This window comes from Tenacibaculum amylolyticum (assembly GCF_964511145.1).
Taxonomy (GTDB): domain Bacteria; phylum Bacteroidota; class Bacteroidia; order Flavobacteriales; family Flavobacteriaceae; genus Polaribacter; species Polaribacter amylolyticum.
Map to the genome: position 1 here is coordinate 245215 of NZ_CAZEFZ010000066.1, position 17464 is coordinate 262678.

The 17464-nt window shown below is 31.6% G+C and carries 9 protein-coding genes; 2 read left to right on the plus strand and 7 right to left on the minus strand.

The window, feature by feature from the left end; genetic code table 11:
• The first annotated feature begins 1 nt into the window (after position 1).
• Both ACKTTC_RS16325 and ACKTTC_RS16330 read left to right on the plus strand, forming a co-directional pair.
• Entirely contained in the window at positions 2 to 1405 is a 1404-nt protein-coding gene (locus ACKTTC_RS16325) for an ABC transporter permease (RefSeq protein WP_408040918.1), read from the plus strand.
• A gap of 3 nt (positions 1406 to 1408) precedes the next feature.
• Positions 1409 to 2839 carry a DUF3526 domain-containing protein gene (locus tag ACKTTC_RS16330; RefSeq protein ID WP_408040919.1) on the plus strand — a complete coding sequence of 477 codons (1431 nt, stop codon included), beginning with the start codon at positions 1409 to 1411 and terminating at the stop codon, positions 2837 to 2839.
• Positions 2840 to 2873: 34 nt separating this feature from the next.
• Here the strand turns inward: ACKTTC_RS16330 and ACKTTC_RS16335 are convergent, their stop codons facing one another.
• The 7 genes from ACKTTC_RS16335 to ACKTTC_RS16365 form a co-directional block, all read right to left on the minus strand.
• Positions 2874 to 3206, minus strand: coding sequence for a hypothetical protein (locus tag ACKTTC_RS16335; RefSeq protein ID WP_408040920.1), 333 nt, complete (start codon positions 3204 to 3206; stop codon positions 2874 to 2876).
• A 98-nt stretch (positions 3207 to 3304) separates the two neighbouring features.
• Positions 3305 to 3952, minus strand: coding sequence for a response regulator (locus tag ACKTTC_RS16340; RefSeq protein WP_408040921.1), 648 nt, complete (start codon positions 3950 to 3952; stop codon positions 3305 to 3307).
• A complete protein-coding gene (locus ACKTTC_RS16345) occupies positions 3945 to 5966 on the minus strand; it encodes a tetratricopeptide repeat-containing sensor histidine kinase (RefSeq protein ID WP_408040922.1) in 2022 nt (673 codons plus the stop codon). The genes ACKTTC_RS16340 and ACKTTC_RS16345 overlap by 8 nt, the downstream gene beginning before the upstream one ends.
• A gap of 258 nt (positions 5967 to 6224) precedes the next feature.
• Positions 6225 to 6668, minus strand: a complete 444-nt coding sequence (locus ACKTTC_RS16350; RefSeq protein ID WP_408040923.1) for a hypothetical protein — start codon at positions 6666 to 6668, stop codon at positions 6225 to 6227.
• 3 nt (positions 6669 to 6671) lie between these two features.
• Positions 6672 to 7586, minus strand: a complete 915-nt coding sequence (locus ACKTTC_RS16355) for a hypothetical protein (protein WP_408040924.1) — start codon at positions 7584 to 7586, stop codon at positions 6672 to 6674.
• Between the two features lie 67 nt (positions 7587 to 7653).
• Entirely contained in the window at positions 7654 to 16182 is an 8529-nt protein-coding gene (locus ACKTTC_RS16360; protein WP_408040925.1) for a LamG-like jellyroll fold domain-containing protein, read from the minus strand.
• An 18-nt stretch (positions 16183 to 16200) separates the two neighbouring features.
• Positions 16201 to 17073: a tail fiber protein gene (locus tag ACKTTC_RS16365; protein ID WP_408040926.1), complete on the minus strand. Its 873-nt coding sequence runs from the start codon at positions 17071 to 17073 to the stop codon at positions 16201 to 16203.
• Between the last annotated feature and the right edge of the window lie 391 nt (positions 17074 to 17464).

Sequence of the window (17464 nt, forward strand, 5' to 3'; positions counted from 1 at the left end):
TATGAAGAACATAATTTTTAAAGAACTTAAAGAGTTAACTAGAGATGGTCGTTTTAAAATAGCAATGATTATTTCGTTAGTTCTATTATTAATTGCTACTGTTACAAGTATTAATCAGTATAAGAAAAACAATCAGCAATATATAGAGTCGGTTGATAAAGAACGTGCTATTTGGGAAACGCAAGGAGATAAAAATCCGCATTCTGCTGCACACTACGGAACTTATGCTTTTAAACCAAAATTTGCACTATCTCTTTTTGATTACGGAGTTACAAAATATACAGGAAATACAATTTTTCTGGAAGCTCATAAAAGAAATGAAGCTTCCTTTAATGAAGCTAGTGATCAAACAAGTTTAGCTAGGTTTGGAACACTTTCTATAAACTTTGTCTTAATTTATTTGTTTCCGCTACTTATCATTTTAATAGGATATAACTCATACACTAAAGAAATAGAACTTCAAACATTTAGACTATTAAAAAGTCAAGGAGTTTCTCCTATAAAAATAGCTTTAGGCAAATGGCTCGCTACTTTTATTCCAGTTTTTATACTAACTGCAATTATTTTTTTAATTATTGGTCTTGCGCTATCTAACCTAGAAAATTTAGCATTTTTTGAATGGAATAGTTTACTATTTCTTTTTATTACATATTCATTTTATTATTTAATTATAACAACTATTACTGTTTTAATTTCCATGTGGAGCAATTCTTCTGGAATGTCTTTGGTATCTAGTTTAGTTATTTGGATCATCTTTAGTTTTATTACACCTAAAATAGCTACTAATGTTGCAAATAACATGCATCCTTATCCTTCAAAATCAGAATTCAATGCACGAATTGCTGAGGATAAGAAGTATGGATTGGATGGTCATAATCCTTGGAATAAAGCTGCTAAACAATTAGAAGAAGAAACGTTAAAAGAATATGGTGTAGATAGCGTTCAAAAATTACCTTTTAATTACGATGCATATAGAATGCAAAAAGGAGAAGAACATGAAGCTAAAATTTACGAAAAGCATTATGGTATTTTAAACCGAATAGCAATTGAGCAAAATGATTTGTATAAGAAACTATCGTTTATTTCACCATTTATTCCTGTTCGATTTTTATCTATGGATGTGGCAAATACTAGTGATAATTTACACTGGAAATTTACCAAAGCAGCTGAAAAATATCGCATTGAAAAACAACGTTTTTTAAACTATGACTTTAAAGATAATTCCAAAACAGGAGAATGGAGTTATAAAATGAGTGCCGATAAATTTGCAAAACTTCCTAAGTTTAATTTTGTTCCACCTACATTATCGCAAATTTTGGATGAAAACGCACAAAACTTATTGTTTATACTTCTTTGGTTGTTCATCCCTTTTATTGGTTTAATTATCTCTTCAAAAAAAATATAAATTATGTTTACTAATAATTTACTGTACGAAATCAAGCTATTACTGCGCAGTAACTGGCTTACATTTTTACTTATCAGTATTGTTTTATTCTTTGCATTTGCCACATTTAATGGTAAACAAAATGTAACAAAAAGAATCGACGACATTTCTAAAATGCAAGAAGATTTGCATCAAAAAGACAGTGTAATGCTAGCTACATTGACTAAAATAGAAAAAGGAGAAAAAGTTTCGCTTCCTTATTGGCAATTACCATCTGAACCAATGGCTGTTGGGAATAGACATCCACGTTTAGCAATTATGCAACCTGAAGCTTTATCTTTTCTATCTACAGGACAAAGTGATATGTACACACACTTTAAAAGTCCAACCGTTTATGGAAATAACTTTGCTTTAGATTATACTGAAATGGTTAATCCTGTACAATTACTCTTTGGTAATTTTGATTTAGCTTTTGTTATTATTTATATTTTACCATTACTAATTATTGCTTTTTCTTTCAATATTTTATCTAAGGAAAAAGAACTAGGAACACTTCGTTTATTGGGAACGCAACCTATATCTATTGTTACTTGGTTACTGCAAAAAATGTTTATTCGATATATTATTTTTACAATTATAACAGTAATTACTTTATTTGTAATTATTGCTGTTTTTTCTGGTACTGCTTTTAGCTATCCATCAAAATTATTGGCACTAACATTTATTCTAGCTGGATATATTTTATTCTGGTTTGTTATTGCTGCCATTGTAAATATTAAGATTAATAATTCATCTAAAAATGCCTTAACATTAGTTGGTATTTGGCTGTTAATTGTTTTGATATTACCTGCAACGATTAATCAAATAGGTAATTCTTTATATCCGACTCCTTCTCGTTTAAAAATGGTTAATGAAATTCGCCAGATAAAAAAGGAAAATGAGGAAAAGCAAAATGATATTCTGAATGAATATTTACGTAATCATCCAGAACTAGTTCAAGATAATACGGATCAAAAATTCAGTTTTTGGCATAAATATTTTGCTTCTGAGAAGGTAATGGAAGAAAAAGCAGAACCTTTATTAGCTGCTTACGATTCTCAATTACAAAAACAGCAACGTTTAATTGGTATGTTTAAATTTATATCTCCAGCTATTTTAATGCAGCAGTCGCTAAATAATATCGCAGGAACATCTGAAAAACACTATAATGATTATAAGAAACAAGTATTCGAATTTTCAGAAACATGGAGAAATTATTTAGTTCCTATGCTTTTTAAACAAGAGAAATTTACTGTGGCAAACTATAATGAATTACCTAAGTATGTTTATAAAAATAGAGTCACAAACAATGTTTGGTTTAATTCTTTATTAATGCTTTTAATTACAGGATTAATTTTCTTTCTTCTAATTGGTAGAAATCTAAAGCATAAGTTGATTCAAAATTTATCTGTATAAACTAACAAGAAAGCTTCACATTTTGTGGAGCTTTTTATTTATTAATTTGAGATTTAAATAAAGACAATACTTCATCTACAGTAATAATTGTATTTTCTATAAATAAATTATAAATCTCTTTTTCTGACTTGATGGTTATTACCATAGATTTGATTCCTTTGAATAACAATGCTTTTTTTATATCCTTTGCATTCAACCCTGGTAATTCCTCTTCAATTAATATTAATTTTGAATAGTTTTCTATAATATATTGCAAGGTTTTAAATCCGTTATTAAATACCTGAATACTTTCAGCTCCCTGCTTTATAAGAAGTTCTTTTATTTCTCTTACATACGTATGATTACTATGGGATATAACTATTTGCAATGTTCGTTTCTATAGGAACTCAAGGCAATTTATAACTATCTAGTTTCTTACAAAATAAGAGTTAGCTCGTATAAAACAAGTATTAACACTTAGACTATTTATTGAGCTAAAACAACATTTTTATTCAGTAAAACCCAATTAGTTAATGTGTTATTCCCTTTTTGAAGACCTAATTTATCGATGATATTACTACGATGTTTTTCTATGGTTCTAACGGATAACGATAACATATCTGCAATTTCTTTATTAGAAGTTTCTTTCGCTATCATTTTTAGTATTTTAGATTCAGATGGTGTTAAAAGGTTTAGTTTTTTTAACTCTTCAGAAGCAAACTGAATTGGTTCTTTGTCTATAGATTTACTAAAGTAAGTGTTCCCTTGTAATACTTGATCTATACAATGCTCTATTTCAAAAAAGGTATCTTCTTTTAATAGGTAGCCATCAATTTGAAATGCTTTGGCTTGAACAATATAATAGGGCTCTTTATGAAAAGATAAAATAATAAACTTAGTTTTCGCTCCTTTCTCTCTTGCCATTTTAATAACTTCAAATCCATTAAGTATTGGCATATCTATATCTAAAAAAGCTAAAACAGGCGCCTCTTTTAAAATAAGTTCTAAGGCTTGAATACCATTTGTAGCTTGTGCTAAAATCTTGTATCCATTAGAAGTTAGTTCGTCACACAATCCTTTTAAAAGTATAGGATGATCGTCTGCTGTAACTATTGTGATTTCTTTTTTATTCATGTAACGTAGGAATTTGTAATGTTATTAAGGTTCCTTGATTAATTTTGCTATCGATACGCAGTATAGCTCCTATTATTTTTGTACGCTCTAATAAGGTTTTTAATCCCAAACTCTTATTCTTTAATTTAGTTTCAAAATCAAATCCTTTACCATTATCATGCACCATTACCTTTATATCTTTAGCTGTTTTTGCAATCTTTATCTTCACAGCTCTTGCCTCTGCATGCTTTATAATATTCGCTAAACTTTCTTGAATAATTCTAAAAAGGTGTAATTCTGCTTCTTTGTCTAAAATATGATCTATTACCTCTATCTCTTCGGTAAAAAATAAATCGGTACTCATGTCCATATGATAAACCAAAGCATTTATAGATTGTGTTAATCCTAGTCTCTCTAAATTTGAAGGATGTAAACCTCTTGCTATGCTTCTAATCTCCTCTAAAGTATTATCAGAAATATCACTTAAGTCATTCTCTCCTTTTGTTTTAGCTTGTTTAGACAATAACATTAATTTTTGCCCAACACTATCGTGCAACTCTCTTGCTATTCTTAATCTTTCTTCTTCTTGACTATTAATTAAGTTTCTAGAAAATTGTTCTTGTAATCCTTTTTTAGTTACTGCAAACTTTCGAGAACGTGTTAAATAAATAATCGAGAACAAGGCTAATAACCCAGCTATACCTATTAATGTTCGTTGTTTATTTAATTCATTTTGAGTTCCTAATAGAGAAATTTCCGAAGCTTGACTTGCTATTTTAAAATCACGTTTTTCCGTTTCATACAGCGTTTGATAATATGACAGTGCCCTTGCTTTTTGTACATTATCTACAGAATCTTTTGAGTGTCTATATTTTAATGAATAATCATAAGCTTTTTCAAAATCTCCTAAAGCTTTATTTGCTTTAGCTAGTTTTTCATAAGATTGATATGTTCCCTCTGCGTCATTAGATCCTGAAAATATTGCCAAAGCTTTTTCTGCTTCTATTTTAGATTTTTTAAACTTTTTTATTCCTAAATAATAATCTGCTAAACACGATCTGTATCTAGCTTCGTAAGGGATGTTTTCTAAAGTCCCGTAGTTTTCTTCTATAAAATGAAAAAAGTTTTTCGCCTTTACTAAACTATCGTTTTGAGAGTATGCAGATAACAATCCATAATACAGTATTGGTTTAAAATAAAAGGCTTCATTATTATTTATTTTTTTATGTGCTATTTCTAAATATTCAATACGTTTATGTTGATTCCCCTTTTTATTTTCATCTATAGCTGCATTATACAACGTAGGAATTAATGATGCTCTTTTACCTTGATACTTCTTTATTTTTATAATTTGATTTCTTTCTATTTCAGCTTCTTTATAAAACCCTATTCTACTATATAAATTTGCTAATTCAATTCTAGCTCCTAGCAATTTAAACGTATCTTTTTTTCTTGTAAAAAAACTTGCTGTTTCATTAAGAAGTTGTGCTCCTTTAGCATAATTTCCTGTATCAATATAAGCAGATGCTTTATAAGTTCTTGCTGATGCATATAGTGAACTGTCGTTGTCTTTTAATGCAAAATCTTCTGCTTTGTTGTAAATAGAAATCGATGTTTTTATTTCACCCGAAAAGAAATAAGCATCTCCTGCATTTGTATACAATCTAGCCAGCAAATCATTATCTTCATAATTCATCTGTTTGTTTTTAAAATCATTAAAAACCTCAACAGCTTTTCGGGGTTTATTTATTCTGTTAGCATAATAGAAAATTAAGGCTGAAGTTCTATCGAAAACAATATCGTAATCTTTAAATTTAAAAGCATAATTTATAGTTTCTTGAGTAATAGAATCAAAATTATGTTGGACTTTATCTACACTGATAAAACGACTTAAACTATCTAATAATTTAAGTTTTTCTATTCCTTTTGTTTTAGAGATTTTAGACTTTAATAGTATGACTTTTCTATCAAAATCTTCTTGAGAAAAAGCGCAAAACGAAAGTATTGCGAATAATAATACAATTACTTTTTTCATTAGTAATTCTCGGGGGGTTAGATTGGTACCCCAAAATTACAAATTTAATTGACTAAGCAACTTTACTTTTATTACTAAATATTGTTTTTATCAGCGTATTTATAAGTAATTATCAATGAAAAAACCTTTCCAAGAAATCTTGAAAAGGCTATTCATAGCTGAGTTTGCTGTAAAAAACTTATTAAAAACTGTAAAACAGAACGTTAAATCATTACAAGGTATACTACTAGTTATTTCTAAAGTTTTTTTGTCGTAAGTTTAATCAACCAATTCAAAATCTCCTTGATCTGTTATATATATGATATCAGAATATCTTCCTGTTGCTACTAGCTGAGCTATATTTTGGTTGAATTCTAATCGAATTGGATTTACTTGTATTCCATTACGTTTAAAAGTCATATTGTACAATGCTCCATTTACAGTATATTCTATAGGTTTTGTAGCTCTTGATGGGAATTGATGCAATCGTAATTCTATAGCTACTCCATACGTAATGTTAGGATCTATACATTCATCTGGTAAAATTTCAGTTCCATCTTCGTGTACAAATCTTATATAAATACGGTCTTGAGGACCAATTCTAATTTCAAGTAATTCTTCCGAATCTTCTTCAACTGGTTCTACATTAACTTCATCATCGCCTCCACAACTGGTAAAAAACATTAAAATTACCACCATGAAACTATATAATATTGTTTTCATTTTCTATTGTTTTTGAATGATTTCTATTTCTTTACTATTTCCTGCAACAGTTACTTTGTAGGTTCCTGGTGTTAAATCTCTAAAAACAGTTTCTCCGTTTGTAATAACTTGAGTTGCTAAAAAACTATCGTTTTTAAATAAAGTTACCTCTTCGTTATCTGAAGAAAACAACACTTTAATTGCTCCTCCATTATAACAAACTGCATTCTTTTTATAATAAGTAACAGCTCCTGAACTTTGCGTTATGGTTATAACCCATTTTTTTACTAATGACTGATCTTCAGATCGTACTAATAACGTAATCGGATTGCTAAAATCTAAAATCCTTCCATTAGAAATAACTTCTTCTGATTCTAAAAATGCTTCAGCTCCACCACTCAGATGTAACGTAGTTTCTAAAGCTGATATATCTATATGCTGATCTACAATAAGTTCTACTCTTCCTTCAGAAATTGTTTTAGAAGTGATTGTTGCATTAGCAAAACTAATATTGAGTATTTCAGCATCTGTATTCAATGCAGGATTTGAAATACTGTAGGCTTGAAATACATTACCATAATGTTGATCTATCTCAAAAGTTTGTGTTTGCACAGCATCTACTATAATATCACTAGCAGCATCGTACATTTTAAATGTGATGTTTTCGCCACTTTCATTCGCAAATACTGTTAAGTATGCATAATATGCGTCTTTAGCACTGTTATAACTTAAATTTGTTATACCTCTACACTCTCCATTTACAAAGGCTGCTACTTTATCGTTTATACTACTTAGATTATTCCCATTTACATTTAAAAAAGCAACAAACGACATGGTGTGTTCATAATCATTTTCGTTTACAGTCCAGTTAGGAGATTGTCCCCAAACACGTATTCCTATAAACATTAGAAATAGTGTACTATATATATGTTTTTTCATGATTTGTACAGTTTTAGTTAAATAGCTCCCAAACCTTTTTTAATTGGTTTAGGAACTATCATAGGGATTACTTTTTAATAACTCTTTTGTTAACGATATTGTCTTCCGTTTCTATTTGTAACAGATACATTCCTTTTGCTATATCTGGTGTAACTTTTAACAAATTGGTTATAGCGTTAAACACTCCTTTTTCAGTATATACTAATTGTCCTGTAATACTGTAAAGTCGAATCTGAACATCTCTGTTACTTTCAACATTAGTTGCTGCAATTACTATTTCGTTATTAAACGGATTCGGATATATAGAAATCTTATTATCTGTAAGTAACGAATCCTCTGGAAGTTGTATTACAACAGGTTCTGAAATTGTTCCTAATACTGCATTGCTTTTGAACTCAAAAGTGTATTCTGTGGCTATTTGTACATTTTCTTTACCTAAATGGAATACTAATGTTTCTGGAATGTCTCCATAAATAGTTATGAAACTCAACTCCCTTTCTTCAACTTTTTGATTGCTTGCTATACCTTTTAAAACTCCTTGTAAATCGTATACAAACAATTCTTCATAACCTTCTGGTAAAGCTACAACAGCATTCATATTTTGTGGATACTTTGTAAACTCAGCATTCATCTTTTCATTAGTTGCATCAAAGTTTCTGTTTTGACTTCTGCCTAAATACGTTGGATAATTAAACGATTGGTTGCTTCCTGAATAAATCATGTATCCTTTTCCTGCTTCCATATAGTTTAGTGTTCCTCTCCAACCAGTTTGCTCGTCGTAAATAGCAAATAAGTTTTGAGATTTGATAACGTCTCCATTTACCGCATTAAAACTAGCCAATGCTTCGTTTACCAACTGATTTGTTGTTAATGGATAAGGTAACCAGTTCCAATTCATTTTAATATCAAAATTCCAAGTCGAAACATTTATAGCTGTTCCTTCAATTTCTAATGTTTGTGCTTTCTTTAATTGTACTTTATACATTTTATGTACAGACAAGCCTCCATTATCACTCACACTTCCAGACCATCCGCTATTTTTAGTAAATACTTCTAACTCTGATGGTGCATGACTTAAAATTCGATCGTTTGTTTTTAAATTCATGTCTGCCGTTAATGCATTGATATTTGTAAAATCTGCATCTGTTACATTCAATGATACCCAACTCCAACCTTGATTGAAATCTATATCTTGTTTTATGAAACCTGTATTTTCAAAAATCTTAGCATTGCTTAAAGAACCGACTACTATATTTTGGGTAAAAGGCAAACTACTTTCTCCGTCTATAGATGATTGTAAAATAAGTCCTTGAGAAGCATCCCAGATACTAAACGTTATGTTTTCGTTAGAAGTTACATTGCTATATACGGTTACATAGGCAAAGTATTCTTGAAAAGTTTCATCATATTCTAAATGTGCTACTCCTCTAATTTCATCACCTACAAATGCGGCAATTTGATCGTATGGATCCACTGATAATACATCATCAATCTTTATTTTACCAACAATATTCATACTGTAAGCGAAATCATCTGAATTTACAGTCCAATCTGGAGAAGCTGCTAAAGCCCTTACTTCTACTTGTAGTTTTTCATCAAAACCAAAATCGGTTTCTAAATACAGATTTTCTAAATACTCACCTGCAGAAAGTTCTTCATCTATAGTTGCTGTGATTGTAATGCTACTATCTGGTTCTAAAGTTCCTGTAGTTCTCTCTAAATGTAACCAACTTGGAATATTTGATATGGTATAAGGTTGACCATTTCCTCCTCTGTTTACTAAAACAATATCAAAAGCAGTAGCTTCTCCATCATTTTTAACAACATCTACAACAGCACCGTATCCATCTGCATACCAACTTACTTCATTTCGTTTTACAAATGCAGTCCATGTAATTGGAGACTCTTGGATATTATTCGCTTCATCGAACATACGATGTACTGTAATGTCTAGTATTTGTCCTTCTAAAGAAGCCCAATCTGTAATAATAGGTGAAATAATCATTTCATCATCATTAATAACTCTGCTTACTTCAAACTTTACCAAATCTCTTTCTGGTTTAATAGCAGGCACATCGTCTGCATAATTTACCATTCCAGTACTTAAAACAGCATTGCTTGGAATAATTGTATTATTGGTATATGCATGATAATACCTAGGTCCATTCCCTGTAGCTACATCAGGTGTATTCATTCGTGCATACAACATTAACCCAATACTTTCTACATTTACTTCATTGTATTGATCTCTGGTAATTTGTGCTACATTTCTTAACGTATTCCATAAACGGAACTCATCTATATTTCCTGTAAAAGTCTGATCTACTGTTTCGAGTCCTGATAAATCTTTACTTCCTCTAGCTCCTAACCAAATTTTATTTCCAGAGAAACCTCCGATGTCTGAAATTTCATTCGAAGTAACCAACTCCGCATCTACATAAGTACGTAGAGAACCGATTCTGTTAAACAATACAGCTACATGATGCCAGTTGTTATCTGCTACAGAGTTATTTGTTAGTGCATAATTAACTCCTTCACTAGCTAACGAAAGGGTTCCATCTGTATTCATATTAATGGCCCATTTATTGGTTTTTCCATTAGGCTGTATAATATCTGTTCCGTCTCCTTTTCCGTTAGAGAAAATAGTAGCATTTTGAGAAACTCCTGTTTTAATCCAGAAAGAAATCGTAGCATCCATTTCATCGGTCAACTGAACAAAATCTACATTATCCAACTCTAAATACTGTTGGTTTGCAAACTCATAAGAATTTCCTTTGGGTTTTATATCCCAATCTGCATTTATACTCGCATGTTTAAACCTTGCCAAATCCTTAGCTATTGCTCCTCTACCTTCATTCATTGCCCAATATCCAATCAAATTACTTTCGTTACCTAGTAATTGATTAAATCTATCTGCATAAGCTTCTTCTAATGTCAAGTATTTATTCCAAAAGCGAAGTGAATGTATATTTCCTATAAAGGTATTTCCTCCTAATACAATAGCATTGTTATTTGAGAACGAAACATTTGCAACTCCAGCAGTTCTTGCTACTTCTGTATCTTCCTCATAAATTGCTATTTCGCCAGTGTTATTTTTATGTGTAAATGTATAATGATGGAACAATCCGTCATTAGCTATAACACCGCTAGTAGTAATTCCGCCAAGTGTAAAACTTAGTTCTCCATTATTTAACGCTATTTGCATTCCATCTTCTTGTTGTAAAATTGTAGCCGAAGAATTAGTTGTAGCATTCTTCATCCAGAACTCTACTGTAAGATCACCAGAAGTAATACGAGGATTACTAATTACTGCTGTATTATCAACTCCTTCAAAATACAAGGAAACATTATTGTCTACAGGCAATTGATTTGTACTTCCTTTAATTTCGATAGTACTTACCGCTGGATTATAGAAGATCGTTTCGTTAAAACTTACTTTTAAATCTTCTCCAGACGATAAAATTCCATCTGTTGGTAATGGTGTACCAAATCGTTGCGGTGCATTTAAATCTACTGTTCCACTAATAACTTCTGAAATAAACTCCGTATCATTTGTACAAGAAGAACGTGCTCTTATTTCGTATTGACCATCTATTAGTTGAGCAGCTGCAATATCCCAACCATAAGATAACGTTGCGTCTGATATTAATGAAATTTTAGACTCTCCTGCAAGCGTTGCATCATCATAATATTCTTGAGTAGTATAATATGTGTGTAACCTTGTCCAAGTTGGAGATGTTCCCAATCTATATTCTAAATCAATCTTTTGAAAACTATTAAATGTGGTATTAAAACCTGTTAAATCTATATTTAAAGGATTCGTAGAACCGTCATTATTATAAGCTGTATCCATATTATACACCCAATTATCTAGCGGAGCTGTTACTGCTACTTCAGAGCATGAAGGTGTAAAATGTGCAGAAATAAATACATCGTCTCCTACATTTACAGGATCGCAATAAGACAATAATGCTATCCTGATATCTTCGTAATCGTATACGTCTGAAACTGATTTTTCTAATGTTAATGTATAATACACAGCCTCTCCATAGGGTACATTTACTACGTTTCCGTTTGGACTTAAATTGATAATTGCATTATGTGGATTTGTTTTATTATCTACTTTTAATTGGAAAAAGTTAAAATTCGCTGCATCTGTAGTAAAATCACTATTGTTCTCTAGTTTTAATACAAACTCTGCTTTCTGACTTTCTGGAATATTACTAACACTTGCTACTTCAACACTAATTAATGGATCTTCTGCTTTTTGTGTTGCAAAACTTAATTCTTCTCTCTCATCATCTGCTAAATCAGGTATTGTAGCTGCATTGCTGTCATATGTACTATGATTGTAAAAATGAGATAATTCTGCTGGTTCATATGGACATGATGAAACTCCTCCAATAGTACTAAAAACAGGTCCATTTCCATCATACAAATTCACCACATCAATACTTAAAAGATTCACAGGGTCATTGTCTGAAAGTGTATAACTTATGTTTGTTGTCTCGCTTAAACTTTCTGAAAAACTAGCTGTATCATTTTGAGCAAAGAAACCTGTGGAAGTACTAATAACTCCCATTTTATTTAACTGAAAACCAAATTCAAATGCAAAGTTTTCATCTAATCTTACGTTTATATCTAAAGATGAATCGGATACCATGCTCGTTTCTATACTTCGTGTAATAGACCCGACCCCTGCATCGAAAGAAAGATTTTCTTCAAAATTAGTTTCTAATAAATTCTTAATTGTATTAGAATCTTCTAATTTATCTGTTAGCTCTTGACGAACACCTTCATCAATATCACTCTCGTCCAGTTGATTTTGTAATTGCGTGTTGAAATCTTCAATAATGGTTGTTAAACCTTCTCTATAAGTAGTACGATTGTTTTTAACACCGTATTTTACACGCTCATTTTCTTGTATTACTTTTTTCCAAAGACGAATTTGCTCTACATATTCATCTTCTGTAAGTACTCCTTCATCACTTGAGCTAATAATTCCATCTTGAAGATTCTGTATGATTAATTCTAATTCTGGAATTACTGATTCTAAAATCTGTTTCTGTGAGTATACAAAAAATGTTTCAGAAGGTTCTTCTACAAAATACATTGCTTTTTGCTTACTAATGAAAAGACTTTCTCCATCTATATTTGTCAATTCTAATGCAGAACCATCTCTCGTAATATCTGTAGCTGAACTTTGTATATTATCATACGAACCGTAGAAATAATTTTTAGATTGTCCTATGTATAAATCTCCTTCTGCTCCTACATATTCTGGACTACTACTTGTAGAAATAGTTTGATTGAACGTATATGTTTTGGTAATCTTATCTCCTGTTACAGAACTCTTTTCGAACTTAATTCCTAAATTTACATTATCTGTAGTTTGAGATTCAATTACAGGACCAGCTAAACCTCCACCAGCTGCAAATTTTACACCTAGCATTAATTTTACATTTTGTGCTACTCCAAGATTATCTCCAAATTTATTATCTACTGTAAATGAAACTGTTTCTCCAGCATTTATAGAAGCAGAACTATTAGAACCTGGTGGATCTCGAAGAATAATATCTGGCGTGTCTGGTGCTGCAGTAATAAATGTTTGACTTCCATCTGACAATCCTCCTAATATAATTCCTGTATTCACATAGTTTTCAGCTTCATAATCTACACCGTTTACTCGATACTTTATATTTAGTGTTTTAGTATATGGTGCAGATACGGTTGGTAAGCCGGCTTTAAATGTATAATTGGTAATACTCGGATCATCTGCATCAACATTAACAAGTTCTGTACCTTCTAAAGCAAGGTTGTTTGTAATTAGTAATTCACCATCTACTACAGGTACTACATCTTCAACATCTGCTCCGCTGTCTTTATTGATATATCTTTCAAAACTACTTAACGAAATGGTATACGCTCTAAATTGCTCATAAACAGGATATACAAAACCTTCTGTACTTATTGTTACACTGTTTTCTAACTCAATAGTCTCTGCTGAAGTTTGAGCAGTTACTCTGAGTACTGGTGTAGAACGATACACAAAACTTTTCTTAAAGTGATACGGTACTCCTGTTGCTAAAACAACATCTTGATATGTAAATTCTGGCGTAATAGCCTGAACATTATCCGATAAATTCAACTCTTCATTCGCTGACAATAGTGATAAAGTAGGATTACTCGGAATTTTTAATCCAGTTAATTGATTAATTTCATAACTCAATGGTAATACAGCGACTCTATATTCACCAGATTCTTCGTTAGTAGAAAAATTAAACCTTGTATAATCGGTAACAGTACCACCAACAGGCTTATAGTCTAACGTTAGATTAGCGATACCTATATTATTCTTGGCACTTACGTTTAGTATTTCTTCAGTGCCATCGTCTTTAATAATAGTAGTTGTATGTAATCCATTTTCTCCAAAACCAATTTCTTTTTGCCCTTCTACAGCACCTCCTACAACTTTACCTACTAAAGTTACACGACTTTGATCTACAAACACTACTGACTCAACAGCGTCTTCAAAGAACTCTTTATAGGTTCCAGAAGCTGCAGGAAAACGCCCGCTGTATGTAAATTCATGATCATCTTTTTTAACGGTAATGTAATGATTTCCGATAGGTACACTAATCTCAAAGTTTCCTTCAGCATCTGAAGTTACAGGAACATTATTTTCATCTAAAACGATTTGTCCGTCGATATATACATTTACACCTTCTGAAGCAATTCTTGCATAACGTTCTAAATAATCATCTGCATCATTATCTGGAGTGCCATTATCGTTATACCAATATTCTCCTTTACTGAATTTCTCTGATCCTTTTTGATAATAATTATATCCTTCGTCTAAAATTCCCGGACCGCTAATTTGTGTATCTCCTTCAATTCCTGAACCATCTACTGCTATAAAAGAAGGAAATACATCACGAGTATCGTACAATACTTTTCCTTTAAAAACAAATGACGATACATCTACAAAATCTACCTTGTTTACCACTTCTGATCCTTCGCCTAAAAAGATTAATTGTTGCGCAGGATCAAATCTATGTTGTCCAAATAATGGAGTGATATTAAAAGACTCTCCTGTTCCAGAATAAGGAATTCCGCTAATTTCATAGTTTCCATTCTCATCACTAACTCCTAAAACCCCCAATTGATTCGCTGTAGGAATGTTCCCCACTCCATTAATCCAAGTTACTTTATTTGGTTCTAAAGTATAAGTTCCCCATAATAGTCCATGATTTTTATTGTACTCGAAACCATTTCTAGATAAATCATAAGCGTATTGCCCAACATTTTCATCTACTCGTAAATAAGCAATTAAACGACTATCATTTCCACTAATTAATCGTCGAAAATCTGTTCGTATGGTTTGATCATCTAAAGCAGCATTCCAAACACGAATTTCATCCATCAATACATCATTACCTCCTCCAAGAGTAATATCTTCCCATTCGGTAGTAACTCCACCAATATTTAATGTTGCCGTATTGCTAGGAACTGTAATTGCCATGTAAGGTCCTGTATAATCTTGTTGTAAATTAAGGTGTTCATTTACGGCAGCTACATACTCCTCTGTCATAGGACGTCCATTAACATATAGCAATGGTGTTCTTCCGTCTTGTAAAACAAAAGAAACGTGTACAAAATCAGTATTGAAATTAGCAATCGTATCTAGTTCATCATCTCCTCTAGCATTTAATGCACCCGATGGATAGAAATTTTCTATTACATAGGTTCCTCCCGCAATATTGAAAGATAATTGTTTACTTGCTACATCTAAGCTTGTTGCTACTTGTAATGTATTTGTATCAAAACTCGATAGCGTAAATAAATTTGTAACGGTGCTACTTGATGTGATTGCTGTTTCTGGTCGTATCCAAGCTTGTAATGTTGTTGCACTTGTTACTGGGTTATTCATCGCTAATAGCTCTAACCCTCCATTGGTAGGAATATTTAAAGCACTTCCTATATTAAAATTACTTCCTTCTGAAGTAGCTCTAACGGTAACATCTTTCACAGGATTTCCTCCTTCAAAACTAATATTACCAGTTACAACAGCAGTAGGAGTTCGATACCCTATTCCAGTAATAAACGTATTATACCTTTCAGGAATATCTCTAATTCCTTCTGCTTCTAATTTATATTCATATAACACACCTCCTTCTACGTACAAATCTTCATATGTAGTATCTGTTGGAGGAATATTTTCAACCACTTCAAACGTACTGCTATTATCTTCTGTATAAATTCTACGAGATAATACTAAATTGGTTACTTCTTCTTGATTGTTACGAAGTCTCCAATTAATTAACACTTTATCTCCAAAATATCCTTTAGAAACATTAAAGGAATCGTCCGAAAAGGTTCCGTATAAGTATAATATGTCCCACGGGAAACGAACATCTACTGGATTCGTAGTATGTACTCCATTATTAACTCCTAAATAAGGAATTCCAACTTGAAGTACGTAATTTCTTGATTGATGTGTTTGTGAAGCTGTATTTATTTTAGCCCCATCGTCTATTTGTGCCCATAAGCTCGTACAGAGTAACCAAAGGCAGCTTACTAATCGTAATTTTTTCATATATGTTGCTGACTTTGATTATAACTTAATGATATAGTTTACTCCATAGTTTACTGGTCTTGTTTCTGATCCTCCTGTTGCTTGAATTGAACCATTTATAGTATGACTATGTGAACCAGAGGTTTCAGTTCTAATTGTTTCATCATTTCCTTGTGCATGATATGCATGTGTATTTCTTGAATCATTATCGTCATTATCTAATTTATAATCATCAAATTTGATATTATGACTATGCGATCCTCCATTAGCGATAGAAAAAGTATCTCCATGTGTATGGCTTTTAAATTCGTCTTGCTGCGTACCTCTTAGTGATGGTCCTGATTGGTTATTCACTGGGCTTCTTCCTGTTCCTCTTAAAAACATCCCTTGTAAATTAGGCGCATTATTCCCTACTAAAGCAATTAATTCTTCTGAACCTTCTATGGATGTTAAACTACGTCCATCACATAGTACCCAACCTTTCGGTGGTACCGTTCCTATATATGGCATTATAGCTCCTGTTGGTACACCATTGTTTGCAGAAATTGCATACGGAACATGATTCAACTTTTCATCTGATATCACATTAGTTCCTTCACTAATTCTTAAATGAGCGGTTCCATTCGCTATTGCAGGATTATTAGCAAACCCAATTTCAATAACATGAGAAAAAACTCCAAATACATCTGTAGTTAAATTTACTGTTTCTGAAAAAATGGATGACTCTCCTCCATTATCTTTTGCATACAATTCAAATTTGAAACTTAGCGCTTCTGATATTCTAGCACTGTTGTCATTATTTCTGGCAATACCTTGTACAGCGATACCTGCATTGCTAAAAGATATCTGTGCCCAGTTCGTGGCTATTGCAAAAAAAGTTAAAAGTGTAATGAGTAGTTTTTTTGATTTCATCGGGGTGATTTTTAAAATTGATTCTTACTATTTTAATGAGCATTTTCATTAAAAAGACACAACAGACTGACTTAAAATCAAGTGACTTTTCAAACGCTACACAAATGTATTTTAGGCTTTAAAAAAGAGAAATAAGAGGCGGTACGTATATACTTCGCATTGGTACTTACTTACGTATTATTATAAGTACCAGTACGTATATTGGTTGTTTAAAAGAAAAATTAAGTAAGTCTGATTCTTTGAGTATATGGATAATGCATATCCTTTGCTCAGGTTTTTTCTTTAAAAGAAAAAAGCTTCAGAATATTCTGAAGCTTTTAATTATTAGTAGCGGGAACAGGACTCGAACCTGTGACCTTCGGGTTATGAGCCCGACGAGCTGCCTACTGCT

Coding starts and splice junctions, on each gene's coding strand:
- ACKTTC_RS16340 (WP_408040921.1), bottom strand. CDS start 3,952: ATGAATAAAAAAGAAATCACAATAGTTACAGCAGACGATCATCCTATA.
- ACKTTC_RS16325 (WP_408040918.1), top strand. CDS start 2: ATGAAGAACATAATTTTTAAAGAACTTAAAGAGTTAACTAGAGATGGT.
- ACKTTC_RS16345 (WP_408040922.1), bottom strand. CDS start 5,966: ATGAAAAAAGTAATTGTATTATTATTCGCAATACTTTCGTTTTGCGCT.
- ACKTTC_RS16355 (WP_408040924.1), bottom strand. CDS start 7,586: ATGAAAAAACATATATATAGTACACTATTTCTAATGTTTATAGGAATA.
- ACKTTC_RS16350 (WP_408040923.1), bottom strand. CDS start 6,668: ATGAAAACAATATTATATAGTTTCATGGTGGTAATTTTAATGTTTTTT.
- ACKTTC_RS16365 (WP_408040926.1), bottom strand. CDS start 17,073: ATGAAATCAAAAAAACTACTCATTACACTTTTAACTTTTTTTGCAATA.
- ACKTTC_RS16330 (WP_408040919.1), top strand. CDS start 1,409: ATGTTTACTAATAATTTACTGTACGAAATCAAGCTATTACTGCGCAGT.
- ACKTTC_RS16360 (WP_408040925.1), bottom strand. CDS start 16,182: ATGAAAAAATTACGATTAGTAAGCTGCCTTTGGTTACTCTGTACGAGC.